The sequence below is a fragment of the Peribacillus sp. NPDC096448 genome, assembly GCF_044762675.1.
Taxonomy (GTDB): domain Bacteria; phylum Bacillota; class Bacilli; order Bacillales; family DSM-1321; genus Peribacillus; species Peribacillus frigoritolerans_B.
In genome coordinates this window covers 60121-86023 of sequence record NZ_JBIWEU010000008.1, presented here as the reverse complement: position 1 = coordinate 86023, position 25903 = coordinate 60121, and the positions used below count along the sequence as shown (strand labels likewise).

The following is a 25903-nucleotide window of genomic DNA, read 5'->3' as shown; positions in this document are numbered from 1 at the left end:
GAGAAAAGGGGGATACTTTGGAAAATCAATCATAATATAAGCATCCCCAAAATTCTTCATTTTATACAATCATATTTAAAAAAGTTAGGCAGACAAGCGTTCCTCATGCTGCATTTTCGTTCTTGCCGAGGCCCTTTTTCCATGTGCCAAGAAATAAATGCCAATAAGCACGAATGCCAAGATCGACATTCCCATGAATAACCCTTTGAACCCTGTAAATGGAATAAGGAATCCCAATAGGAATGGGCCAACACCAATACCGAAGTCATACATTGTATAAAAGGTGGATGTAGCTAATCCCATCCGATTTGGTGGGGCTTCCTTGATGGAAATCGCTTGACAGCTTGATTGGAATGTACCGTACCCCACTCCGATCAAGGCGCCGGCAATCAGAAGCGTGATACCATGATGGGATTGACTCAGGATGACCATACCGACGGCAAATAGTAAGAGCGATGGGTAAATAACTGCATTTTCCCCCTTCACATCAAACATCCGACCTGTAAACGGACGGGATGCCAAAAGGAAAACAGCAAAAACGACAAAGAAAAAGCTTGCCGCATCCATTAAATCCATTTCCTTTGCAAAAGACGTTAAATAGGACAAGATGCTCGAATAGGTAAATCCGGCAAATCCGATAAAAATGGAAATGGGCAGTGCCCTTTTTTCAAAGTAATCGCTGATCTTAAATCCTTTTTGTGGTGAAGATCCGCCCTTTTCCCCTTCAGGCACATTCATGAATAATGATGCAACTAAAGAAAATGCGGCAAATAAGGAGGCAGCATAGAAAATGATGGAATAACTGAAATGCTGTGTTATCAGCAATCCAATGAACGGACCGAATGCCATTGCCAAGTTTGTGCTCATGGCAAAGTAACCTGTACCTTCCCCGCGTCTTTCATTCGGAATGATATCTGCAGCAATCGTTCCAGTTGCCGTAGTGGCAAGGCCAAACGCAAAACCGTGAATAAGCCGATCGATCAATAAGAGGGATAAACTATTCACCAAGAAATAGCCAATGGATGCAATCAGGAATAGAACCAACGAGCCAAGCAACATCTTTCTGCGGCCGACCTTGTCAATTTTTTTCCCTGCAATCGGTCTGACAAGAACAGCCCCCAGAACAAAAATACTTGAAGCAAGCCCTGCTTCTGCTTGCGACGCATGAAAATTATCCATCGTATAAATGGTCAATGTCACCATCAAGACATAAAAAGTTAAAAATAGAAAAAAGTTCGCAGACGAAACAATCAGAAAGTCTTTCGTCCACAATTTCGGTTTGTGATTCATTTCAATCCTTCTTCCTTACTATTGTTTTAATTTTTCCTTTAGGAAAATCAACGTTCGCAATGTTGCCTCCCGGTCTTCTTCAGCCAAACCGCTCATTAATTGAAGTTCAAATTCTTCAACTACCTTTTTGGCCTCATGATAAGTCCTTAAACCTGACTCCGTTAACTGTATTCTCCGTTCCCGTTTATCTTTTCCTGGGACTTGTTCAATCAACTCAAGTTCTTCCAACCGGTTTACCGTCCTTGTTACCGTCGGTTTCTCCACATCTAAATAAGTGCTTATTTCAACAAGCGTAGAACAGCCAAACTGACTCAGATAATATACAATCGACCATTGGGAATGATAAAGATCAACCTTGGCCAATTGTTCATTTAACTTTTTCGTAAAAGACCTTGAAAATTGTAAGTTATGATGAAAAAAACCATTTTGAAAGGACAAAGATATTCCTCCTGTAAAGTAGTTACCTAGGTAACTATACACCTATTCATTAAAAAAGTCTAGCCCTCAAGATAACGAAAAAAGTCGTATGCACACTGTATCCTCAGCTTCTCCATCACTTCCGGGACAAAAAACTCCCCCTTTCAGGAGATTCAAGCTTTTCATGTGAGTTTCGAGCAAATACTCGTGAATTTGGGCGTTACTCGTGAGTTTCACACTTTTACTCGTGAGTTTCACGCTTTTACTCGTGAGTTTCGCGCTTTTACTCGTGAGTTTCACACTTTTACTCGTGAGTTTCACACTTTTACTCGTGAGTTTCACGATTATTCTCGTGAGTTTGGGGCCAAACACAAAAAGTAAACCCCGCTATTAGCGAGGTTTCCGAATATATGCTTCTTTTCTTCTCATTGATAACATCAAGGCATATTTAACCGAGATAGCGGCAAACGATATAGCTTATCATCCTTTTCATCAGGATTTCCTCGGCCGTCCGTATTGTTGCTTATGAAATAAAGGGATTCTTCATCAACGAATACATCACGTATCCTTCCTGAGCCCGTGATGATATTAGTCAGGTTTCCGCTCTTTACATCATAACTCTTAAGCGCTTCGCCCCTTAAAGCTGCAAAATAGAGCTTTCCGTCAAAATAGGCCATGCCTGAAGGAGCCCATGTATTTTCACCGGAATGAATCAATGGTTTTACCATATCAGGTTTTTGCTCATCGCCCTGTATCTCTGGCCAGCCATAGTTCTTACCCGGGTCAATTTTATTTAATTCATCGTGAGCCGAATCTCCGTGCTCACTTTCATACAACTGTCCTGCTTCATCCCAAGCCAGACCTTGTGGATTACGGTGACCGTATGAATAGACGTACGAATTCCCGAAAGGATTATCTTTCGGAATGGTGCCATCCAGGTTCAAGCGCAGAATTTTCCCGCCTAAAGAATCTATGTCCTGTGCGATCTCGGACTTTCTGGCATCACCTGTTGTTGCATATAGCTTATCATCCGGTCCAAGCTTGATCCTGCCGCCATGGTGGAAGTCCCCGCTTGGTATTCCGTCGATTAAGGTCTCCATCTCCTGCCATTTATCATCATTTTTTTCTAAAACGACGATGCGATTGATGGATTCCCCGCCCTCTTCATAAGTATAATAGGCGAAAGCTTGCCCGCTCTTAGAGAAATCGGGCGCTAGTAAAAATCCAAGCAACCCAGCTTCCGCTTTTGCTGACAATGTCTTTTTAAGGTTGACCTTTTGCCGTGTCATCTTATTCTTGTCCCATTCGACGATGGTTCCTGTCCGCTCTGACACATACATTGTGTCCCCATTCTTCTGAATCGACCACGGGGCCTGCAGGTTCGTTACCAACACATCCGGGTCTTCCCCTAAAGTGCCCGTCACTTCTTTGTCAGGATTCGGCTGGTTTTTGCTCTCGTCATCATTCATGTTGCAACCAGTTAAAAATAATGTAGCCATAAGGAAAAATAAGAGCAATTTTTTCAAAGTCTTTTCCCCCTTCGATTCATCAGTTTAATAGGCTGACTGTTTAAGTACCTTTAAAATGGCCTCCGCGACACCGGATTCATCATTCTTGCCTGTTACTTCATCACAAAGCTTTTTAATTTCGAGAGGGGCATTTCCCATTGCGACAGACAAACCTACCCGTTCAAACATGGATACATCATTATAATTATCCCCAATAGCCATCGTTTCCTGCATCGAGCCGGATTTTCCTTTCACATATGTTTCAAGTGCCGTACCTTTTTGAGCTGTTTCACTCATGATTTCCACATTTTCACGTCCCGATGAAGTGACTGTAACTCCCTGTCCTTCCAATTTGGAAGCAATTTGATTTAATAAAGTTAAATCCTTTGAAAAGCTGAGAATTTTATAATATTCCTTATTCGAACGGCTGAATAACTCGGAATAATCGGAAATGGAAGTTACCTGTCCAAGCTGTAAACGCTGCTCCGCATATTTTCGCATACTCTCAGGGTCAATGTCCGGATTGGCTGTAACGAATACATCAACCAAAACAGATATTGCGTTTTCATAGTCTTTAGAATAAATTCCCTGACTCGTATATATTTCGAAATAAATCTCTTGTTCTTCGAGGAATTCAGCGACCATTTTAGCAGTGGCAGCTGACATTGGATTGGAGGCGGCGATCTTCCCTTCCTCCGTGAAGAGGGCAGCACCATTTACACAGATGACAGGGCAAACGATGCCTGCTTCAGCTAAAGCGAACCTCGCTTCCACATAAGATCTTCCAGTAGCAATGATCACTTCCACTCCCTCGCTTTGCGCCCTCTGGATTGCTTGTTTATTTTCCTCACTGACCTTTTGCATTTTGTTTAGCAATGTTCCGTCCATATCAATTGCAATCGTCTTTATCAATCCAATCGGCCCCTTTTTTCAATATAATCCCTATTTTAACCGAAAGAGCGTGGATAAACACGTTTAACAAACCCGTATATATTCTTGGTATGGCTTCAGGGATTAAAAAATCCTTTTATGTATATAAACAAGCTGCACCTAATTAAGGTAGGTGCAGCTTGTTTTCTTAATGTAGAATCGTTTTTCTATCGATATCTTGTGCCCGTTCAGTAATCTGTTCATTGATGTCTTTTTGAATATCATCGATGGCTGTAAAATCCATTGCTTTTACATAAATCTTTTCGAGTTCGTCATGCAGCTCTTTTGCCTTAGCCAGATTTGCTGTCGCCTCATTCATTTTCGACCGGTACCTGGTGGAAACATCCTTTAACTGATCGGCATATATTTCATCTGTTCCTGGCAGGATGGCCGTTTTATATATATCAATGATTTCATCCCCTCCACAACTCGGGAAGTATTCATGAGGGGATGTGCTGTCAAAAATGGCGATCCCTACCTCCCGGACGATTACCATGTCCAAGCTATGCGGATCGAAACCACAATGATATACTTCCACATCAAAGCCCCTTTGCTCCGCAGCCTTTGCAATCTTCTTCAGCATCGTAGATTTCCCTGAACCTGGACGTCCCTTTAAAAAGTACCGTTTTTGTATTCCCTCAGTAATATTGGGGATGAAATCAACTGCACCCTTTGGTGTAGCTGCACCTAAGAATCGGTGACGCACATCCGACTTCTTATTAAGGACAATATCTCTATAAAAGCCTTCTATCAATTTATTGGTCAACCCATTCAACTTTGCGAAATCAATATTTGACTTATAAATGTCTTCCCATTCATCATGTATTCTCAATGCTTCAGCGAATAGGGCATATGCCTTCTCGAAACTCTTGCTTCTCGCATTCGTCAATTTTATGATGGCCGCTCTTTCAGAAGCCAGCTGCTGGGAATCCCAGGCAGCCCCAAGATTGACATATTCCTCAATGGCCCCTGGTGCCTTCGGCTCAATCACATGCGGCGCAGTCCCATCCACGATACCGATTTTCAAAGCCGGTATGATTACTCCATCAATGGAATCATTATCGGACGAACAATGTAAATACTCGATGTCATAGTCTTTATCCAGCCATTCTTGGCCGATTTTTTTCATAATGGTCGATTTACCGGAACCAGGTCCGCCTTTTAATATGAATAATCTTTCCAGACCTGTTAAATTGGAATCATATAAACTATAAAAACCTTTAGCCGTATTGCCTCCAGCAAAATAATTCATCACTTTTCCTGCCACTTTCACACTCTCCCTCACAATAAAGATGTGCTTCAAGACAGCGTATGAAGAAAAGGCCTAATAGGTGAATACCTAAAGGTAAACAATTTATTTTATCAGGGCTACTGATTCCGCTTGTGTGACTTCCAGGAATTCTGATGGTTTTAAAACGATCTGTGTACCGATTTTCCCTCCACTTACAATGATTTCAGGCAGGTTTGTTGCACTTTCATCGATAAAGGTCGGGTATTGCTTTTTCATTCCGATTGGGGAACAGCCTCCCCGAATGTACCCTGTGTATTTTTGCAGATCTTTAACCGCAAGCATTTCAATTTTTTTTGCACCTGCGGCCTTCGCTGCTTTTTTCAAGTCCAGTTCGGTGGCTACAGGGATGACAAATACGTAAAGTTGCTTCGGTCCGTTATGGGTAACAAGCGTTTTAAAAACGGTTTCTGGCGCTTTTCCAATCTTGTCCGCAACAGTGATCCCGTCAATTTTTCCATCGCGGGCATCATAGCTCATCATGCCATACCCTATACGTTTGTTATCAAGAATTCGCATTGCATTCGTTTTACTGGCTCCCATAAGAAAATTCCCCTTATCGTTTTCTACCATCTTACCATTTTAATTACCAGGCAAGAAGAAAAGCACAGCGCTTATGCATCTGTGCTTTAAGACTGTAGACAATTTCGAAGAAAAGCCTGTTTGCCTCAGTTTTTATTGAAAAAAAGTTCCAGTTGTTTTCAGAAATCAGCTCTCTTTTAAACAACCTGAAACACAGTGCTTATTCATCTTGCTTCCCCTAAAATCATTCTAAATGACGTCTTTGGAAATCGGCTATCCTCTTGTAGTCGCCTTCCAATTGCCTGCTCACGGATAAATAAATCGACATCAATTCTTCATACACTTTAACGTTCTCTTCGATCGGGACAAGTTCATTCGTTTCACCAACCATACCCTCAACCTCATCAAGGCTTTCGATTTCACCTAAAGCATATAATCCAAGAACTGCGGCACCTAAGCTCGAACTCTCAAAGCTTTCGGGAATTGTCACATTTTGATTGAATATATCAGCCATGATTTGGCGCCAGAGCTTCGAACGGACAAATCCGCCGCTTGCATGAATCTTCTCGGGAGCACCAGTCAATTCCTTTACAGCAATAAGGACACTGTACAAGTTATACATCACACCCTCCAGCACTGCCCGGACCATATGGTCACGGGTGTGATGAAGCGCCAGTCCAAAGAAGGAGCCCCTTGCATCGGCACTCCATAATGGTGCCCGTTCCCCAGCCATATACGGATGGAATATCAACCCATCGGAACCAGGTGCAATATTAGAAGCCATATCCGTCAGAATCTCATAGGAGTCCTGTCCCGAAGCCTTCGCTTTTTCGATTTCCACACGGCCCAATTGATCGCGTGCCCATCGGAAGGTGATTCCCCCATTGTTGACCGGTCCGCCGATTACCCAATGATTCTCGGTAAGGGCATAGCAGAATGTCCTGCCTTTGGGATCGGTAAGCGGCCTGTCACTGACGGTTCTTACCGCACCGCTCGTTCCGATTGTCACTGCCAGAACGCCTGGCTTGATTGCGTTTTGACCTAAGTTGGCAAGCACGCCATCACTCGCGCCAATCACAAACGGGGTCCCAGCATGAATGTTCATTTTTGCAGCTAATTCCTCACTTAAGCCTGAGAGGATATGTGTTGTAGGGACAAGCGACGGCAGCTTGTCCGCCCCAATTCCAGCAATGGTGAGTGCCTCTTGGTCCCACTTCAGTTCATTCAAGTTGAACATGCCCGTTGCAGAAGCGAGCGAATAATCCATCACATACTCATTGAAGAATTTATAGATGATGTATTCTTTTATTCCTATAAATTTGTCCGTTTCGTTAAAAATCCCTGAATGTTCATTTCTTAACCACATTACTTTCGTGATGGGCGACATTGGGTGAATGGGGGTTCCCGTCCTGTGATACAATTGCATCCCCTGTTCCGAAGCCTTCAATTTCTCCGCATAGGCAACACTTCGATTATCTGCCCATGTAATGCTGTTCGTCAGCGGGCTGCCGTCTTTACCCATTGCGATCAAGCTATGCATCGCCGAACTGAACGATATGAAGCCCAGTTCTTGCTTTTCAATACCGCTTGCAATCATGACCTCGCCTATGGCAATGATGACCGCTTTATAAATTTCTTCGGGATCTTGTTCCGCAACGGAAGGAGTTGGACTGTGCAGAGGATATCCCCTTGAACAAGATTGGATAACCTCCCCTCCTTTTGAAAAAAGAACAACTTTCGTACTCGTCGTGCCAATATCGATCCCCATCATATAACCTGAATGTTCCATATTTACATCATGCTCCTTTCTCTTAAACAATTGAATTCAATAGTAAGATTAGGATAAGTGAAACGACTGATATAATCATTTCCATAGCTGTTCAAGACTTTATCGTCTGTGTGACTGCTGATCATCCAAAACTCTGCACCATTCACGTGTGATGGAGTTAATGAGCCTGAACCGATTGCACAATTTAATATAACACCAGGACAGACATGAATTGGTTTAGCTCTACTTTATTAAAACCTCTAGCGCAACCTAATGTAAAGAATGAAACCATGTGGGCGATGATCGGTTTTCCAATGAAATCAATCCAATCATTCAATATTGAATCTTCACCAAACACAGCATCGAAAGCTCCAATCAACATTAAAAAGACAAGTTCGGCAATAAAATCGTGAAAAGGTCATGCCGAAACCTGGGAGCCAGCGGTTATGTTTATTGAAAAATGTTTCACTGCCCCCGGGTCCCTGTACATCCATTCTTTTAGCTATGCAGGAGCCAAAAATGGGACCATAACATGCAATTCCGATTTTCAAAAGAAATTACACCGTTCTTTTTCCAATCGTATAAACGATTGGAAGCACGAGCCCCACATCGAAGATTACGGGCAACGATCATCATCGCCCAATGGACTTTCTGTTCACTGAACTTATCAAAAAGGGATTCGCCACCCGACTCGGCCATCATCTTTCCAAGCGTGGTACCTAATACCGAAAATGAGCGCTTTCTAACCTACCCCTGTCTGAACAGCATCTGCAACATCCCGAATATCCATACCTGCGATGGTCCCTAAAATGACAGAAGCGAGAAGTAACGCAATAAACGGGTTCCATTTTACTTTGGCTATGATAGCGAGGCAGCAAGCCTATACATTCAATAATCCACTCTAAAGGATAGGAAATCCATGAAGGTAAGATCTCAATGAAAAAAGCATCGAACCCGTTCATTATGAACTAAACTCGATGCCTGATTCAGTCATGAAATTATCATCCACCAATAAAAAGAGGACCGGATCTATGCTTGATTTCTTCCTCCAATTGTTCAGGATAAGCAATGAGGAAGCAGGTGGATGGTCCTGATGATTTTTCAATATCGACTTCATTACTTATATGCACAGAAACACCTTCACCACTTTGAACCAGATGCTCCCATTCATATGCAATCCCTTTTGAGCCGACTGGAAGTGCTTTAACACCTTCCATTTCACATAAGCTTTTATATAAAGATAATGGCGCGACCCAATCTTGCTGTTCCATTACTTCCTCTCCAACGAGCGGCATGCCGATCAGAGCGATTTTCCGTAAGGGCTGTTGCTCTTTAACACGTTCATTCACTCGTTTACCGATCACCATAAGACCAAGTGCTGATTGAAGGAGCGGCATGTTACTTTCTGTGCTGCCAGTGATGGGAAGATCGTCCATTCCCAATTCATTCAGCCCCTTCCTGACACCCCTGGTCAAGTCCTCCCAGGCATCATCACCGCAGAAATTATTTAGAACGACGGATACGGGTCTTCCGCCAACGCCCAGGCATTCCATGACGGCAACCCGAAAGGAATAATATCCAACGACCTCATAAGGGACATGGACAAGATCTTTTTCCTTCAGCCCGATCCCGCCGCTATTGTCACTTGAGACAATCAATGAATCTGATTCGGAAAATGGTAAAATCAATGAATCACTCATTCTGCGAGTCCATCTTTAAAAATCACTTTTTTCAAAACAGGTTCCAAGCGCGGCAGTAAAAGGACTGCTAATACTACATTTACCGCCGTCGCCACCGTTAATCCCGGAACCAATAACGTGTAAAAACCAGGGCTGATCAGAAATGCGAAAGGCAGGGCTAAAACGAAGGCATTACTGGCAAAGAAGAGGAAAAATGCGCCTACTTTTTTTCCGTTTATATATAAAATGCTAAACATCCATGTCAGGACAGCCATTTCGACTATGATCAAAAAGTGGAATGGCCCAAGTGTCATGCCGCCGATGAATGCTGAAATGATATGACCAAGCCCAGCAACAATAGCCCCCGATACCGGGCCAAGTATGACAGCCGCCAAAAGGGCCGGAAAACTATCCAAAGCGATGCTTCCGATCGGTGAAGGGATTTTAATCATTGCCCCTACCGCTGATAAGGCGATGAATATAGCAATTGCACTAATTTTTCTTACGTCCATGTTTACTCTTTTTCCTTTCTTTTCCCTCCCCGGAAGACATTTGCGCTGCGGATATATTCCACATCTTTCACACCAAGACGGAAATTGATCACACGTGCAACAGCAAAGAAGTAATCCGACAAACGATTTAAATATTGAAGTGATAATGGTGAAACGGCCGCACCCGACTTGATTAATGAAACGACCAATCGTTCTGCCCTTCTTGTCACGGTTCGGGCAATGTGAATCGTTGCTGCCGCTTTTGAGCCGCCAGGCAGGATAAACTTTTCCAGTTCCGGCGCTTCAAGTATGAAGGCATCTATTCGTTCTTCCAAATAGGTAATGACCTCATCCGTCAGCTTTTGTGGGGCTTTCTCGGAAACGGTTGCCAAATCTCCTCCGCAGTCAAATAACTCATGCTGGATTTTCTCTAGATCGGCCAGTATATCCGTGAATATCGCAGGATCCAATTCTGTCACCGCAAGACCGATATAGCTATTCACTTCATCCACCGTTCCATAAGATTCAACACGAATGTCATCCTTGTCAAGCCGACCTCCGATTACGCTTGTTTGTCCCTTATCCCCTGTACGTGTATAGATTTTCATCCCAATTACCTCCTCTACTTTATTCGCTGGTTAATTCCATACCAGATGATATCAACGCGCTTTGATATGGATGCTACATCTTGAAAGACCCATCCGCAGGCATCGCGCCATCTGCGGTCTCTTGCTTCCATCGGGACAATTCCCTTGGAAATATCAGAACCGATCACAATGCAGTTGTGTTCATCCCTTTCTTTCTCCCATATTCGCCAATCAGCCATGATTTCCTTCCATCTTTTTCGAATCGAATCTGAATCCATCTTTTCTGCATCTTGTTGAATCCATGCATCCAACCCTTGCAATACAACCGTCCTGCCTTGAAAATCAATCAATTCCGGCTGTTCTTTTCGATAACCGGATAGCCAAAGGACATCATTTTCCAAACCATACAATTGCTTTACCCATTTCGTTTTCCCATTATAGGCGCCTCCTGTAACAAAGTGCAGCGTTCTCCCCTCCTTAAGCTGTTCCGGTCTTCCCATACCAGCTCATATCCCCTGCCATGGGAAATTCCCCAATCAAAAAAAGACTTTCCCTTCGGGGCATAGCGGACCAATAAATCACGTATTACCCCTCCATGCGTCATTAGGGCAATTCGGTTCTCCTTACAGGCAATCAATTGTTTCCAGCCATTATTCACACGTTCGGAAAATGCCGGATAACTTTCACCCCCAGGCACCAATGCCTCCATGGGACGTTCCAGCCAATTAAGATAATCTCCATCTGTCTTCAGCTCATGATACGTCCGCCCTTCCCAACTGCCGAAGTTCATCTCACGGAACAAAGGGTTATTGATCGGAACTGCATTTGGAAACAGCAGACGTACAGTTTCCACACAGCGGGGCAAATCACTGCTGTAAATTTTTTCATACTGCGGGTATGAGCCCCTTAGGTCCATTATTTCCTTTTCTCCTTCGGTACTTAATGGAGAATCCGTCCAGCCTAAATAGGCCTTTCTTTCATTTGCTACTGTCAGCCCATGGCGAAGTAGTGTAATAGCCACAATATCAGCCATAACCAAAGCTCAACCCCTTCCACGGATGCCCCCAGTACATCCCCCGTTATCCCACCGAACCAACTGACGATTTTACGTTTTATATAAACCAGGAAAAACACCGCAGCCAGACACATGATGAAAAATAAGGTGACAAGCTTAAAATCAATGACCCAGGCAAACGCCAGACTTACAAGGAGGTACAGCCAATAAATGGGCAAACTGCTTTTCATCACTGCACTTTGAAAAAAGGCACCGAGCCCCTCTTTTTTAGCCAACGGCATCCGGATGAGTAAATACCCCATCACACATTTGCTTAAGAGCGGAAGGGCTATGATCAAGAAGTATGTCCATTCATTTACCCTTTCGACAATTTCATAGATAAATATGAACCGGGCGGCCAATAGGACTATGACGGAGATGACACCGAATGCACCTGTTCTGGAATCCTTCATGATTTCCAATCGACGCTCTTTATCCTGATAGGAAAAAAAAGCATCACTTGCATCGATCCAGCCATCGAGATGCAAACCTCCCGTTAATGCCATGGTCAAAAACCAAAGGAAAAAGGTAATCGAAAGCGATGACAATGGGGTCCATTCCACAAGTGCATACAAAACACCGCCCAATATCAAGCCTAGCGCAAGACCCACTAATGGAAAGGTTTGAATGGCACGGTGAATATATTTCTTCTCCATCGGAAGCTGTTTCTTTATTGGATAGACCGTAAAGAACTGCAGGTTAATCAAAAATCCGATCATTGTGCTCATTCCTGCATGCACCCTTTCTTCCGCAATGGAATTCCCGCTTCTACAAGATAGGCTTCATCGGCCAGCCCGACGATCGTTTGATGAAGCAGGCCCAGTGTTTTTCCGTATATATGAAGAAAATCATCTTGGAAAATCGGTTCCTGTACCAATTCATTGCTCACGACTATTAAACAATTGGATTGTTTCCTTATCTCATTGATTCCGTTTATTATTTTTGAAAAAACGCTATCTAAAAATTCTTCTTCAAGCGGACTGCCAGGGCCAAATAGTTCGTTATCAAGCAGGGTTGTCAGACAATCGAGCAGAATTATGGAATCCTGATCAATATCCGCCCCTATTCTTGTAATATCGGTTGGGTATTCGGAAGTCTTCCACGCAATCGGGCTGCTTTCCCTATCTTTCCGGTGCCTAAGAATGCGTTCACCCATCTCAACATCACTGACTCGGCCACAGGCGAGGTAATGCAAGTTCCCATCCATCTGGAGTGCATACTCCAGGGCTTTTCTTTCTGCGAAGCTGCTTTTTCCGGAACGGACACCTCCGGTTATAAAACAGAGCCTTGCTTTCTCCACTGCCTTACCCCCTCCATCAGTGCTTCGTTATCATGTTCACTCTTCACTGCAAACCGAAGCCACCTTCCGTCCAAACCCGGAAAATTATAGGTATGGCGCGGTACGATTCCTTTTTTCAGCAAAAAGGGGAAAAGGGATAAGGATTCATCTTTCACCAAATAAAAATTAACTGTGCTATCGGAGACATCCAACCCTTGCTCCTCATAAAACCGGAATAGTTTTTGCTTTTGCCAGGCAATATAGTCTCTTGTTTTTCTCATATAGGCTTCTTCTGCAAGACAGATTTTCCCTACTTCAAGTGCCACATGGTTGACGCTCCAATGCGGTTTATAATTTCTTACCCGTTTTATGATGTCAGGTGACGCAAGCAAATAGCCTAGTCTCAAACCTGGAATTGCAAAGATCTTAGTCATTGATCTTAGTATGAGTAAATGTGGATAAACATTGATTAAAGAAGCATAACTAAAGGCATCTTCCGTAAAATCATAAAAAGCCTCATCCAGGACAACCAGGCAATCCGCTTTCTGGCATTCAATGATCAATTCCCTAACTGCATCCCGCTTAAATGAAACACCCGTCGGATTATTAGGCGAACATAAGAAAATTGCATCATATTCGGGTAATCGGGGAATCAATCGTTCCAAGTCCAATTGCCACTCAGGAGCATCAAGCTGGTGGAAATCGACCTTACATCCTGCTGCCAAACAAGCTTCAGCATATTCCGCAAATGCCGGCTGAACGATTAGCACCCTTTGATTGGCTAATCCGTTCGCTACCAGCATGATGATTTCAGCACCACCGTTCCCCATCAAAACGGATTGCTCAGGAAGTGCTTCTTTTTCTGCAATTGATTTTGTCAGTTCAATGGCATGCGGATCTGGGTATTGAAGGATTCCTTCGAAAAATCCAGACCACTGTTCCTTTATGCCTAAAGGCGGACCCAATGGGTTGATGTTAGCACTGAAGTCGAGAACCGATTCAGGCATATCGATTTCCAACGATTCATAAAGATAATGAGGATTAGAGCCATGAGAAGGTAATGTCAAGAATAAGCCCCCCTAGCCATAGCATCAGTAGAAATAGAAAAGATGACCGATGCATGATGGTAATCGTTTTTGGTATATGTTTTGCTTCCAACCGAACAAGCGGAACTCCCATCCTCGCACGGTCGGAAACAATTCCTTTGTACATATTCCGGCCTCCAAGCTGTATTCCCAAAATGGCAGCAACGCCCGCTTCACACCACCCGCTATTCGGGCTTGGATGTTTTTTTGCGTCATTGAATAATATCTTCCATCTGGCACCGAATCCATGATGGCCGGATTTCGAGCTCAGCAACATCAGGAATCCGGTAAGGCGGCTGGGAATCCAATTGACGATATCATCAAGCTTGGCTGAAGCCCAGCCGAATTGCCCATATTTATCATTTTTGTACCCTACCATGGAATCGCAGGTATTAATCGCCCTGTACACCATCGCGAGCGGCGCTCCGCCAATGGCTGCCCAAAATAATGGTGCTGTAATCCCATCACTGGTATTTTCCGCTACGGTTTCCACGGTGCCCCTGACGATTTCGGATTCATCAAGATCAGCAGTATCACGGCCAACGATATAGGAAAGCTTTAGCCTCGCTTCAGGAAAATCCCGTTCATTAAGCGGAAGGCAAACATCCATCCCGGCTTGCTTCAAGCCCTTCTGAGCTATCGTAGTGGAAATGACAACAGCTTCCCAAAGGATACCTGCAAGCGGATGGATGAGATAAGCCAAATAGACGGTAAGACCTGTAATCAATAACACTGCCGATAAGACGATGATCAACATGGAGATTCCTTTCCGTTTCTTATATGCCCCTTTATTGAATGCCAGATCCAACTTGCTGATCATCGTTCCTATCCATTTGACTGGATGCGGCCAATTTGGCGGATCTCCAATTAATAAATCAAGGAAAAATGCCAGCGTAACCGCAAAAAGATGATGATAAATCATAATTCCTCAATCCGTTTCCGATTATTCGTCAATGCTTCCACAGTACAATCATATACACCGCGACTGATCAGCTTCCCTAACGGAGTGATGGTGCCTGCATATTGAAGCTTTGCTCCTCTTTGGGTTGCTGCAATCAAAATGCTGTCTGTCGATGTTCCTGTTGCACAAGTATTTGTCACCTTATCCATGACATGCAAATCATGAAGCGCTTTTACTTTTGCCTCGGTCGCAGTCACTATGCTGTGGATATATGCCTCTTCTGCCAAATGCCCATTTACGAATATCCATGTATTTATCGTTCCTGGAGCGGAACTCCAAGAATGCCGGTCAGCTAATGAAGCGTCGATGGCATTCCCTACACCCGCCGTCACAATGATAAAAACCGAGAAATCTTCAGTTCTTAATAGCTTGAAAGCAACCGTATCGAGAAAGACAGCTGTCATCATCCCTACCGTTTCCTGAGGTTCAAAACCATGAGTTGTTAAATAGTCGGCCATTTCAACATGATGATCCTCGCAATCATAGCCATGATGGACGTGCCTATTCACAAAATATTTATGCCAGCCCGTCCCCGAACCCGTCACTCCGGAAGACATCGTTCTAAGCGGGATTGGAGAATTCAATTGAATCATCTCAGATCCGACTGTCAAATAAGAATCATCAATTTCCAACGGGATAGTATCATGGCCATGCTTTTCCGGAACGATGAACATCTGCGGTTTCGGAAGGGCGGGATGTGGATGTTTTTCGATCGTCGTATGATATACACCCTGAATCCGTTCCTGTTGGAGCACTTCATTCGGCACATCTACAACCTGAATCTGCCCTTTCTCAAGCAGCATAAGCCGATCACAATATAATCCAGCCAAATTCAAATCATGAAAAATTGAAATAACGGTCAACTTCTGCTCTTTTGCCATTTTCCTCATTAAATCAAGAAGATCTTTTTGATAGGAAAGATCCAAATGGTTCGTAGGTTCATCCAAAAAAAGGATTTCCGGCTCTTGGGCAAGGGCCTGTGCCAGGAGGACCCTTTGTCTTTCCCCTCCTGATAATCGATCAAAATGAAGATCCTGAAAATCAGCTACTCCCGTTTGTTCCATTACCCGCTGGACAGTCGATTCATCTTCTGCGGACCAACTATGGAACCATCCTGATTGATGGGCATATCGCCCAAGTGAGACCGTCTCTTTTACTGTATAGGAGAAAGCTAATGAGGAATGTTGAGGGAGCACGGCAATGACCTGTGCAAGTTGTTTTGACGAATAATCCTTCAAATCCCTACCGCTAATCCGTACGCTTCCGCCTTTATAATCGAGCACCCCGCTAAGCATACTTAAAAGCGTCGTTTTCCCGCTGCCATTAGGACCAAGAATCCCGAATAATTCCCCTTTATGTACATCAAAAGAGACAGCGTCCAAAACAGCTTTGTTGTGATATCCGCCTGTTAACCCTTTTACTTCAAGCATCCGTTTTTACCCTTCTCTCCGTCTCTTTAATAAAATCAGCGCAAATGCAGGTGCCCCAATAAGTGAGGTGATCACCCCGATCGGCAGTTCCGATGGGGCGATGATCGTTCGTGCTACAAAATCCGCCAATATTAAGAATCCGCTTCCTATCAATAATGACAACGGAAGCAAATGTTTATGGTCAGGTCCCCAAATCTTTCGGACTAAATGAGGAATGACCAATCCTACAAACCCAATCGCCCCTGAAACGGCAACGGCTGCCCCTGTCAATGTCGAACCGGCTATCAGGATCCACATTTTCCGCCGCTTGACATTCACACCTAAGTGTTTTGCCCGGTCTTCCCCGAAAGTCATCGCATTCAATTCACTTGTATTCATGATCAAGGTCAGCGAACCAATGATAAAAAACGGCATAATGATTGCGATATAATTCCACCCGCGCATAGAAACGCTTCCCATCAGCCAGCCGATGATTTGTCTTAATTCATCACCCGTCAGCGCAATCATCAATGAAATGAAGGCACTTAAAAACGAGCTGAAAATGATTCCCGTTAAAATGATCGTTTCCACTTTCATCGATCGATCCATTTTTTTTGCAAAAGTCAATACGCAGAGCATCGTGAGCACTGAGCATAAGATGCTCAATGCCGGAAGAGTATATAAACCGATGAATGGCAGTGATATATTCAAGAATATTGTCAATACGGCGCCGACCGATGCTCCTGATGAAATACCTAATGTGTAAGGATCAGCGAGCGGGTTCCGGAGCAGTCCCTGAAAAGCCGCACCCGCAATCGCAAGTGATGCCCCAACCAAACCCGCAAGCAATACACGCGGCAAGCGGATGTTCATCACGATATTCGTCAGCATCACATCCGGATCGGCAGAAATCGGCAAGTGGAAAATCTCCTTGCCGATTATTTGTAAAAGTACGGAAATCGGTACTGACACCGAACCAAAGGAAATGCCTATCGTCATTGCGAATAACAAAATGAACAACGCAATCAAATAAGCAAACGTCCATTTAGTTGTCAAATTGGTTCGGATAGACTGATTTGGCAAGTTCCTCTACTCCCTCTATTAAGCGCGGACCGGAACGGGTCACCAAGTCAGAATGGACATCAAAAACTTGGCCATTTTTAACAGCATTTACGTCTTGCCATCCTTTTCGGCCCGTCACTTCACTTACTGAATCTTTCGTATAATAACCATACGTTGTAATGATGACATCAGGATTTGCAGCAATCATCGACTCTTCATCAATTTTTGCCCAACCGTCCAATTCAGCAGCAGCATTATCCGCTGAAATAATATGAAGCATCTCATTCATGAAAGTATTTTTTCCAGGTGTGAATATTTCTGGTGAAGGCGAAACTTCCACTAAAACGGTCTTCCTATCCTCTTCCTTTACGGATTTGGCTTTTTCCTGGATATCCTTGAGCTTCGTTTTCATATCCGCAACGATTTCATTTGCCTTATCATGTTCTCCCGTTGCCTGTCCAATCATTTCAATAGACTCATAGACTTGGTCAAAGCTTTGTGCATCATTGACTACGAGAACATCTATTCCAGCATCCTTAAGCTGCTGTAAACCCTCATTTGAATTATGGGCACTTGATGCATGCGCAAGAACAAGGTCAGGCTTCATCGAGACAATCAGCTCCGTGTTCATTTCCATTCCGCCAACTTTTTCAATTTCTTTCGTTTCTTCCGGGTAGTTATCATTGTCGGAAACACCAACGACCTTTTTTCCCAAACCAAGTGCAAAGACCACTTCCGTATTACTTGGTATCAACGAAACGATTTTCTTCGGCTTTTGTTCTATCGTTACTTTTTCCCCAGTTGCATCTTTAATCGTAATCGGGAAAGCTTTGTGTTGAGCATGGTTCGTTTGCTGCTTTTCTTTTCCTTCATCAGTAGTGTCACTGCAGCCGACCATCATGCCTGCAACAAGCAACATCAACAATATCAGACCAAAAATCTTCTTCATTTTCATTCCCCACAATCTTTTCATTTAATTTCTTCCACCTAATAAAGAAAACGTAATCCTGAAAGATGCCCCCAAAACGAAAAGCACCTCCCGTTAAACGGAAGATGCTTGCATGGCAACAATAATCAATACGGACTCTTTCTTAGGGTCTGCCACACACCTTCCCATCCGCGTAGGTTACAGGTGTACGAATTCTGGCAGGTCTCCTGGCTCATGGTCATCGTCAACGGTACCTTCCCATATCTCATACAGTGGTACACAGCCGTCAGCTCCCATATACAGTGGCGGGACCGCGCTGGCATTTCACCAACTTCCCTTTTAAGTCATTAAGACACCAAAATCGTTCATATGTATATAATTTTCACTGCCTTCATTATACACCATGTAAGAATCGATTATTATATGATTTTTCTGAACGAATACGAAATGACCCTTCCACCTTCAATGCTTTGACGCATTTTCAATCAGTGACGCAAACCCATCGACTGATAACCCGGGTGAAATCCGAACTCGATGCAGGGCACGCATCCCTCGGTCCCTTGAAGCCCCCCATGTTCGGTAGTGACTGCCATCTTGTATCAGCTTCTTCTGATCGCCTGAGACTCTCTTCGTTATACAGGGCAACCGGATAGGAAAGCACTGTCGTGTCCTGGTCGGGGATATGGTCGATTAACTCCTTCGACTGAACCATTTCCGCTTCTTGCTGCTCTGCCGTCATGCGGTTCAGTTCCAAATGGTTGATGGTATGGCTTTCGATCGAAATCCCACCCTTGCTCATCTCCAACATTTGATTTTCAGTCAGGTGATGACCTTTATCAACGGACTTCCCGATCATGAAGACATTTGATTTCATATCATTTTCTTTTAATATCGGGAAAGCCTCCGTGTAGTTATCTGAATAGCCATCATCAAAAGTAAGCCAGACACACTTCTCACTTGGCATCCGATTCCCGGTTAAGAAGAGGAATGCTTCTTCAGGGGATAATGTACAGTAACCATTCTCCCGAAGCCAAGCCACCTGTGATCGGAATTCCCCCCTTGGAACCCGAAGGCCATTACCTTCAGAAATACTGTGATACATCAATATCGGGAGCTGGACCGGGGACTCGCCCGTTACCCAGTCTCCCGTAAGATTTGGCCCTCGGATCTTGCCCGGTCACATCTACAGCTGCTTTGGCCACTTCAATGTCATCTTCCGCAATCAGTGCAGCCGTCTTTGTGCCTATCCCCTCTAAAATCCCTTTTGAACATCCAGGTAAAATCAAACCCCCACAATGCAACCATCCATTCTCCTGATTTTAAACTAGTGGATAATAAAGCATTCCATTTAATGAAAAAAAGGGAAACTCGGGAACTTAGCGGCCTGCTAAACATTTTGATGATTTTTTTTCATAAGTATGTGCTATTAGCTTGAAAAGTTTGCCTATAAGAAATATAATAAATAAGTCGTCGACTTTTATATATGTCCCAGTAGCTCAGCAGGATAGAGCGACAGCCTCCTAAGCTGTAGGTCGTAGGTTCGATTCCTATCTGGGACGCTAAAGTATGGAAGACCCTGTTATAGTGCGGTTAAAGCCGTGTTGTAGCAGGGTTTTTTTCTGTTAATATAAGAACAAGTGATTTATGGACAAAGTAACCACTGATTTATCAAGCCATGTAGCTATCAAAAAATCTGAATAATACAATGCATGTTATAGTAATAAGAAGTTTGAATTATTACGTTTTTTGATATATACCAAAAATACTGGATTTCAGGATATAATCATGTCTTTTTTAAAAATATATGTTTTAACCTGTCCCATCCGGGTATACAAATACTGTAAGACATTCTCACCAAAGGAGATGATAGTGCATGATGAGTACAATCAGAAGCCAATGGAACAAAGAGAATGACGCAGCGGTGTTTAGTCCCGGTGATCAGCGTTAGAGTCAATTGAAGAGTTGGATGATAATCAAATATGGGAATTACTAGTCTTCTCATCCAAAGGAGGAGGATACGATCATGAGTATTTACAGCCTATGGAATCAAGAGAATGATGAAGCAATTTTCAGTCCGGGTGATCAAAAGCCATTCAGTACGCTCATACGAGTAGATTCGGATAAACACACACACACTGACAAAACACTTGAATATGAATTACATGGCACCGTACTGAATGAAATTTAACTGAAGCATCGATATATGGGGAAAGGGATGGGGCGCTCGCTCCATCCCTTTCTGCCGTCTTTTTATGTTAGACTTCATCAAGCGGCAACCTTGTTGTCAGGAAAGACGGTCCTGCCGGCAAGGGATTTACCCAGACCTGTTCCATGCATATAACCCCATAAAAAAGCGCCCTTTCACCATGGAGCTAAAGGTGAAGGGCTCTTTTCTTTTATTTATCGAATTTCAGTTTCGCCAAGGCATCTGCCAATGCAGTATTGATCGGCTCTTCTTTATTTTGCTTTTTCATATAATTGGATACTTCATTTTTGGATACTTTTTGATTTTTATTCTGCCCTCTTCGTTTATTGTAAGAAGAAAGTTTTTCGTGAAAACCGCATTTACAGGTGAATGTCTGTGCTTCTCCTTGACCGCGCATTTCCATCTTTTTATGACATTGCGGGCATCTGGCATTTGTTACACGTGAAACACCTTTTTTATGGCCGCATTCACGATCTTGGCAGACAAGCATTTTCCCCTTTTTACTATTCACTTCAAGCATCAGCTTGCCGCAATCAGGACATTTCGTTCCTGACACGTTATCATGCTTGAATTTTTGATCACTATTTTTGATTTCATGGACGATATTTTTGGCGTAGGAGCGCATATCACCGATGAAAGCCTGTTTTGGCAGCTTTCCTTTTGCTATCGCAGTTAACTTTTGCTCCCATTGAGCTGTCAAAGCTGGAGAACGCAAGTCTTCAGGTGCCAATTGAAGAAGTTGTTTTCCTTTCGAGGTAACATGAAGACCCTTTCCTCTCTTCTCGATCAGGAAGCTATTGAACAGTTTTTCTATAACATCCGCACGTGTTGCAACCGTTCCAATCCCGCCAGTTTCACCAAGAGTCTTGATGAGCTCTTTGCTTTCCCCTGCCATGAAACGGGCAGGATTCTCCATTGCCGAAAGAAGCGACCCTTCATTGAATGGTTCCGGCGGTTTCGTTTCACCCTCTGTTAGTTTCACAGCCGAAATGGTTAAACCGTCACCTTTTTGAACGTTCGGAAGCAGCTGCTCAGCTAGGCCATCTTTAGCTTCTTCCTCATCGAATTGGTGATCATAAACTTCCTTCCAACCTGACTTCAGGACGACCTTCCCTTTTGCCATGAACGTCTCCTGCCCCATTTTTGCGGTGATGGTCGTTTGTTCGTATTCAAAAGGCGGCATCAATACAGCAAGGAACCTTTTAACGACCAAATCATAGATTTTCGATTCTTTGTCGCTCAGTTTTCCCGGCAGCGGCGTTTGCTCAGTGGGGATGATTGCATGGTGATCAGAAACCTTGCTATCATCCACGAACGATTTATTGGTTTTAATCGGGCTGCGCAGGATCCTCGATGCATACTGGGCATATGGTTTAATGCTTACAGCCTGTAATCTTTCTTTTAGCGTATCAACCAAATCCGTTGATAAAAAACGTGAATCCGTCCTTGGATAAGTCAAGACCTTATGGCTTTCATATAATCGCTGCATGATCGATAACGTCTCTTTCGCCGAATAGCCGAATTTCTTATTGGCGTCCCGTTGAAGTTCTGTTAAATCATATAAAGAAGGGGCAAAACTTTTCTTATGGGACTTGTTCACTTCAACCACTTCTGCACTTTTCCCCTTAACGGCTGCAAGGACCTTTTCTGCCTTGTTTTTATCAAATGTGCGGATATCCTTTGATTGGGCATCTTGCCAGACGAGGCGCAAATTGGGTTCTGCAATTGCTGAAACGCCATAATATTTTTTAGGCTGGAATTGTTTTATTTCCTCTTCCTTTTTGGCAATCATCGCAAGTGTCGGCGTTTGGACCCTCCCGCAAGATAACTGGGCATTGTGCTTGGTCGTCAGGGCACGTGTCGCGTTCATCCCAACGATCCAGTCCGCTTCCGCCCTTGCTACAGCTGAGGCAAATAGGTTTTCATACTCCTTGCCATCCTTCAGATTTTTAAATCCATCTTTAATCGCTTTATCCGTTACAGAGGAAATCCAAAGCCGCTTGACTGGCTTCTTCACATTCGCTTTTTCGAGAATCCAGCGTGCAACAAGTTCCCCTTCACGGCCTGCATCCGTTGCAATGATGACATCCTTGACATCCTTGCGATTCAATTGTGTTTTAACCGATTGAAATTGTTTTCCCGATTGCTTGATCACGACCAATTTCAAAGTAGGCGGCAACATGGGCAGGTCCTCAAGGCGCCAAGTTTTATATTTTTCATCATAAGATTCCGGATCTGCATGGGTGACCAAATGACCCAGTGCCCAAGTGACGATATACTGATCGCCTTCAAAAAAGCCATTCCCCTTTTTCCCGCAATTCAGCACTTTTGCTATATCTCTGCCGACCGAAGGTTTCTCGGCCAGTACGACTGTTTTACTCATAATAACATCCTTTCGCTTTTAAACTGGTTCCTCTATTATCTCACATAATTTATGACAGGGCGATAATGCTCCATGGAGCCATTGGTTCACTATTCAGGAATTCCCGTACCCACATATATGTAAATTAATAGATTAGATAGCAATCCCGTGCAGATTTTAGTATGATGAAACGTAGGGATTTTTTCAAATTAATTGGGAGGTTCAATATAAAATGAGCTTACTTTCTATAGATAAATTAGCACATAGCTTTGGTGACCGTACCTTATTCAAGGATGTATCCTTCCGCCTGATGGCCGGTGAACATGTTGGCCTGGTCGGGGCGAATGGTGTCGGGAAGTCAACGATGATGAATATCATTACAGGACAACTCATCCATGATGAAGGCCGGGTCGAATGGACACCTGGTGTCGAATATGGCTATCTTGATCAACATACGATACTTTCAAAAGGTAAATCGATCCGCGACGTCTTAAGGGATGCATACTTGCCTTTATTCGAGCAGGAAAAGGCACTGAATGAAGTTACGGAGAAAATGGGTACGGCCACTCCGGAAGAACTGGAAGAACTCTTGGAACAAATGGGTGAAATCCAGGACAAGCTGGAAGCTGGCGGTTTTTACAACCTGGATATTAAAATTGAAGAAGCAGCACGCGGTTTAGGGTTGGATGCAATCGGCTTGGACCGTGATGTCTCTGCCCTGAGCGGCGGACAACGGACAAAGGTTTTATTGGCGAAGCTACTATTGGAACAACCGCAAGTCCTGCTGCTCGACGAGCCTACCAACTACTTGGATGTGGAGCATATCCGCTGGCTGAGCAGCTACTTAAAGGAATACCCGCATGCATTTCTATTGATTTCGCATGATACCGAGTTCATGAACGGCGTCGTCGACGTCATCTTCCATCTTGAATTTTCTAAGCTGACCCGTTACACGGCAACTTATGAAAAATTCCTTGAGCTGGCTGAATTGAATAAAAACCAACATATTAACGCATATGAAAAACAGCGCGAATTCATTAAAAAGCAGGAAGACTTCATTGCAAAAAATAAAGCCCGCTATTCAACGACCGGCCGGGCAAAGAGCCGTCAAAAGCAATTGAATCGCATGGAACGTATTGATCGTCCGGAAACTGCAATGAAACCTACCTTTGACTTTAAAGAGTCACGTGCGAGCAGCCGTTATGTCTTTGAAGGTGAAGATCTGGAAATCGGATATGACCGCCCATTGCTTCCGAAGTTATCCATGACCATCGAACGGGGAGAAAAAATTGCCGTGGTCGGCTGTAATGGAGTTGGTAAATCCACTCTATTAAAAACGATTTTGGGTAAAATCGATCCTCTAGGCGGTAAAAGATCACTTGGGGACTTCCTTTTTTCTTCTTATTTTGAGCAGGAAGTAAAAGCAGGCGATACGACGCCGATCGATGAAGTATGGAATGCATTTCCGCATCTGGACCAACCGCAGGTACGTGCGATTCTTGCCCGTGTCGGTTTGAAAAACGAGCACATTACACGTCCGATGAGCCATTTAAGCGGTGGGGAACAAGCAAAAGTGCGCCTTTGTAAACTCATGCTTACCGAAAGCAATTGGCTGTTATTCGATGAACCGACCAACCATTTGGATGTAGTTGCAAAAGAAGAACTGAAACGTGCATTGAAAGAGTATAAAGGAACGATCGTCCTCGTATGCCATGAACCTGATTTCTATGAAGATTGGGTTACAAAAGTATGGGATGTAGAGGAATGGTCGGCCCAAAATTAATTTTCGGGGATGTCGCAGAAGCGGCATCCCCTTTATTATGAAATAAATAAAAAGCTGACTGAAAAGGCTACTTCAGTCAGCTTTCATTCCCTCATCATGCAGCTTAAACTCGTTCCGCCACCAAGGTATATGTTTTCGGAAGCCCAATATCATGGATTTTATGATTCGGTTCTTCCTCGAGCACTTTAATAACGAGCCCTGATTGACCAATTGACGTTATAAGTTCACCGATTGTCCATTTACGCTGTACAACTCTTGAAAGGCTCCCTTTTTCCTCATCCGGCATATGCTTCGAAAAAGCCACCTCATTGTTTTCGATTGCCGGAGCGAAATAGTTGCCTGTGATTTTATGTTTTTTACCATTTGAAGTAATGAGCTTTGTTGAAATCGGATGAAATTCATGCAGTACGAATCGGCCTCCAGGTTTCAGCATCTTTTTAATTTTTTTAAATAACGGCTGCAGATCTATTAAGTAATGAAGCACACCGAGTTCCATTAAAACCAAATCCTGATTCCCTGATTCATGCTCGGATGATAGGGAAAGGACATCCGAAACTATATACTCGATGGAGACATTGGCCCCACTTGCCAGCTCATTTGCAAACATTGCGTTTTCCTGGGAAAAATCAACAACTTTCACTTCAGCTCCCAATATGGCTAGTGCAACTGCCTTAACACCATTCGATCCCATCAAATGAGTGATTTTTTTACCGAATATTTCCCCCATATATTTATAAAAAGGGTGCAGTCTCCATTTTGGGTTTTGTTTGATTTTTGATGCCAATTCAACGGGATCTCCATAACGATTGACAAGCGCTAAATAATTATTCTGGTTCCACGCCTGTTCATTTTCCGCTGTGAACCCCTTCTGCTCGGCTGATAAGTAAGCATGAATCTCTGCACTGAACTTTCTCATTTCTTCTTCGTATAAATAACTGTATAACGACCTGCACCAAACCTCCAAATCCCCCATCTTTATGGACAAACGATAAGGGTCCGTTTTAATGGTCGTGTTAAACCGGCAGCGAACAGTGACGGAAACCCCCTCAACATCCATTAGAAAGAACGCAGTCTCAGGACTTCTTTCAGGCTTTGTTGGCGAGTACCCGGAAAAAAGCTCTAAAGCCTCATTAAAGACATCCCATTGTACATCCATGTCTATTTTCTTATAATCATCGATATCCACTCCTTGTACGAATAGCGCAGATCGACCTGTATATTGGTAGGGAATATTAGCTTGTTCCAATATGGTCGCCATTAATGTGATTGTATGATAATAACTTGCCTTCATATG

General features: G+C 43.6%; 27 protein-coding genes, 1 tRNA gene, 1 pseudogene and 1 riboswitch. Of the genes and pseudogenes, 3 read left to right on the top strand and 26 right to left on the bottom strand.

Going from position 1 to position 25903, the window contains the following annotated elements; translation table 11 throughout:
* Positions 1-84: 84 nt before the first annotated feature.
* The 24 genes and pseudogenes from ACIQ0C_RS14960 to ACIQ0C_RS14850 form a co-directional block, all read right to left on the bottom strand.
* Positions 85-1290, bottom strand: a complete 1206-nt coding sequence (locus ACIQ0C_RS14960) for an MFS transporter (protein ID WP_403061278.1) — start codon at positions 1288-1290, stop codon at positions 85-87.
* A gap of 18 nt (positions 1291-1308) precedes the next feature.
* Positions 1309-1728 carry a MarR family winged helix-turn-helix transcriptional regulator gene (locus tag ACIQ0C_RS14955; protein ID WP_403061275.1) on the bottom strand — a complete coding sequence of 140 codons (420 nt, stop codon included), beginning with the start codon at positions 1726-1728 and terminating at the stop codon, positions 1309-1311.
* 416 nt (positions 1729-2144) lie between these two features.
* Complete coding sequence (locus ACIQ0C_RS14950) at positions 2145-3233, bottom strand: PQQ-dependent sugar dehydrogenase (RefSeq protein WP_403061272.1); 1089 nt, start codon at positions 3231-3233, stop codon at positions 2145-2147.
* Positions 3234-3260: 27 nt separating this feature from the next.
* Positions 3261-4127: a Cof-type HAD-IIB family hydrolase gene (locus ACIQ0C_RS14945; RefSeq protein ID WP_403061269.1), complete on the bottom strand. Its 867-nt coding sequence runs from the start codon at positions 4125-4127 to the stop codon at positions 3261-3263.
* A 166-nt stretch (positions 4128-4293) separates the two neighbouring features.
* Positions 4294-5412, bottom strand: a complete 1119-nt coding sequence (locus tag ACIQ0C_RS14940) for a PRK06851 family protein (RefSeq protein ID WP_403061267.1) — start codon at positions 5410-5412, stop codon at positions 4294-4296.
* Between the two features lie 87 nt (positions 5413-5499).
* The gene (gene ybaK / locus ACIQ0C_RS14935) at positions 5500-5976 is read right to left on the bottom strand and encodes a Cys-tRNA(Pro) deacylase (RefSeq protein WP_403061265.1); all 477 of its coding nucleotides are present in this window, start codon (positions 5974-5976) and stop codon (positions 5500-5502) included.
* 223 nt (positions 5977-6199) lie between these two features.
* Positions 6200-7744, bottom strand: a complete 1545-nt coding sequence (gntK, locus tag ACIQ0C_RS14930; RefSeq protein ID WP_403061263.1) for a gluconokinase — start codon at positions 7742-7744, stop codon at positions 6200-6202.
* 184 nt (positions 7745-7928) lie between these two features.
* Positions 7929-8081 (bottom strand): hypothetical protein, encoded by a 153-nt coding sequence (locus ACIQ0C_RS14925; protein ID WP_403061260.1) that lies wholly within the window; start codon positions 8079-8081, stop codon positions 7929-7931.
* 384 nt (positions 8082-8465) lie between these two features.
* Positions 8466-8534 carry a hypothetical protein gene (locus ACIQ0C_RS14920; RefSeq protein ID WP_403061554.1) on the bottom strand — a complete coding sequence of 23 codons (69 nt, stop codon included), beginning with the start codon at positions 8532-8534 and terminating at the stop codon, positions 8466-8468.
* 190 nt (positions 8535-8724) lie between these two features.
* Positions 8725-9423: an ATP-binding protein gene (locus ACIQ0C_RS14915; protein ID WP_403061257.1), complete on the bottom strand. Its 699-nt coding sequence runs from the start codon at positions 9421-9423 to the stop codon at positions 8725-8727.
* Positions 9420-9914, bottom strand: coding sequence for an ECF transporter S component (locus ACIQ0C_RS14910; protein ID WP_403061254.1), 495 nt, complete (start codon positions 9912-9914; stop codon positions 9420-9422). The genes ACIQ0C_RS14915 and ACIQ0C_RS14910 overlap by 4 nt, the downstream gene beginning before the upstream one ends.
* Positions 9915-9916: 2 nt before the next feature.
* Positions 9917-10501 carry a cob(I)yrinic acid a,c-diamide adenosyltransferase gene (locus ACIQ0C_RS14905; protein WP_403061251.1) on the bottom strand — a complete coding sequence of 195 codons (585 nt, stop codon included), beginning with the start codon at positions 10499-10501 and terminating at the stop codon, positions 9917-9919.
* A gap of 14 nt (positions 10502-10515) precedes the next feature.
* Entirely contained in the window at positions 10516-10890 is a 375-nt protein-coding gene (locus ACIQ0C_RS14900; RefSeq protein WP_402835607.1) for a bifunctional adenosylcobinamide kinase/adenosylcobinamide-phosphate guanylyltransferase, read from the bottom strand.
* 5 nt (positions 10891-10895) lie between these two features.
* On the bottom strand, positions 10896-11513 hold the full coding sequence (locus ACIQ0C_RS14895) for a histidine phosphatase family protein (RefSeq protein WP_403061248.1): 618 nt from the start codon (positions 11511-11513) through the stop codon (positions 10896-10898).
* Positions 11471-12262: an adenosylcobinamide-GDP ribazoletransferase gene (cobS, locus tag ACIQ0C_RS14890; protein ID WP_403061245.1), complete on the bottom strand. Its 792-nt coding sequence runs from the start codon at positions 12260-12262 to the stop codon at positions 11471-11473. The genes ACIQ0C_RS14895 and cobS overlap by 43 nt, the downstream gene beginning before the upstream one ends.
* On the bottom strand, positions 12259-12834 hold the full coding sequence (locus ACIQ0C_RS14885) for a bifunctional adenosylcobinamide kinase/adenosylcobinamide-phosphate guanylyltransferase (protein WP_403061242.1): 576 nt from the start codon (positions 12832-12834) through the stop codon (positions 12259-12261). Before ACIQ0C_RS14885 ends, cobS begins: the two co-directional genes overlap by 4 nt.
* Positions 12807-13880, bottom strand: a complete 1074-nt coding sequence (gene cobD, locus ACIQ0C_RS14880; RefSeq protein WP_403061239.1) for a threonine-phosphate decarboxylase CobD — start codon at positions 13878-13880, stop codon at positions 12807-12809. Before cobD ends, ACIQ0C_RS14885 begins: the two co-directional genes overlap by 28 nt.
* Entirely contained in the window at positions 13855-14820 is a 966-nt protein-coding gene (cbiB, locus tag ACIQ0C_RS14875; RefSeq protein WP_403061236.1) for an adenosylcobinamide-phosphate synthase CbiB, read from the bottom strand. Before cbiB ends, cobD begins: the two co-directional genes overlap by 26 nt.
* On the bottom strand, positions 14817-15452 hold the full coding sequence (locus ACIQ0C_RS27280) for an adenosylcobinamide amidohydrolase (protein ID WP_483878364.1): 636 nt from the start codon (positions 15450-15452) through the stop codon (positions 14817-14819). Before ACIQ0C_RS27280 ends, cbiB begins: the two co-directional genes overlap by 4 nt.
* 87 nt (positions 15453-15539) lie before the next feature.
* A pseudogene (locus ACIQ0C_RS27275) lies at positions 15540-16289 on the bottom strand (heme ABC transporter ATP-binding protein); the annotation flags it as partial.
* Between the two features lie 6 nt (positions 16290-16295).
* A complete protein-coding gene (locus ACIQ0C_RS14865) occupies positions 16296-17351 on the bottom strand; it encodes a FecCD family ABC transporter permease (RefSeq protein ID WP_403061229.1) in 1056 nt (351 codons plus the stop codon).
* Positions 17314-18279: an ABC transporter substrate-binding protein gene (locus ACIQ0C_RS14860; protein ID WP_483878363.1), complete on the bottom strand. Its 966-nt coding sequence runs from the start codon at positions 18277-18279 to the stop codon at positions 17314-17316. The genes ACIQ0C_RS14865 and ACIQ0C_RS14860 overlap by 38 nt, the downstream gene beginning before the upstream one ends.
* A 179-nt stretch (positions 18280-18458) precedes the next feature.
* A riboswitch (cobalamin riboswitch) is annotated at positions 18459-18633 on the bottom strand.
* A gap of 106 nt (positions 18634-18739) precedes the next feature.
* On the bottom strand, positions 18740-19297 hold the full coding sequence (locus ACIQ0C_RS14855; RefSeq protein WP_403061226.1) for a polysaccharide deacetylase family protein: 558 nt from the start codon (positions 19295-19297) through the stop codon (positions 18740-18742).
* Between the two features lie 43 nt (positions 19298-19340).
* The gene (locus ACIQ0C_RS14850; protein WP_403061223.1) at positions 19341-19559 is read right to left on the bottom strand and encodes a hypothetical protein; all 219 of its coding nucleotides are present in this window, start codon (positions 19557-19559) and stop codon (positions 19341-19343) included.
* A gap of 184 nt (positions 19560-19743) precedes the next feature.
* Between ACIQ0C_RS14850 and ACIQ0C_RS14845 the strand changes: the two genes are divergently transcribed.
* Positions 19744-19817 (top strand) — tRNA-Arg (locus ACIQ0C_RS14845).
* Between the two features lie 464 nt (positions 19818-20281).
* Positions 20282-20446, top strand: a complete 165-nt coding sequence (locus ACIQ0C_RS14840; RefSeq protein ID WP_158226120.1) for a hypothetical protein — start codon at positions 20282-20284, stop codon at positions 20444-20446.
* Positions 20447-20654: 208 nt separating this feature from the next.
* Here the strand turns inward: ACIQ0C_RS14840 and ACIQ0C_RS14835 are convergent, their stop codons facing one another.
* Positions 20655-22847 carry a DNA topoisomerase III gene (locus ACIQ0C_RS14835; RefSeq protein ID WP_403061220.1) on the bottom strand — a complete coding sequence of 731 codons (2193 nt, stop codon included), beginning with the start codon at positions 22845-22847 and terminating at the stop codon, positions 20655-20657.
* Between the two features lie 211 nt (positions 22848-23058).
* On the opposite strand from ACIQ0C_RS14835, the gene ACIQ0C_RS14830 reads away from it, so the two are divergent.
* Positions 23059-24609, top strand: a complete 1551-nt coding sequence (locus tag ACIQ0C_RS14830) for an ABC-F family ATP-binding cassette domain-containing protein (RefSeq protein ID WP_402835586.1) — start codon at positions 23059-23061, stop codon at positions 24607-24609.
* A 103-nt stretch (positions 24610-24712) separates the two neighbouring features.
* Here ACIQ0C_RS14830 and ACIQ0C_RS14825 read toward each other — a convergent pair whose 3' ends face one another.
* Complete coding sequence (locus tag ACIQ0C_RS14825) at positions 24713-25900, bottom strand: class I SAM-dependent methyltransferase (RefSeq protein ID WP_403061217.1); 1188 nt, start codon at positions 25898-25900, stop codon at positions 24713-24715.
* Positions 25901-25903: the final 3 nt, after the last annotated feature.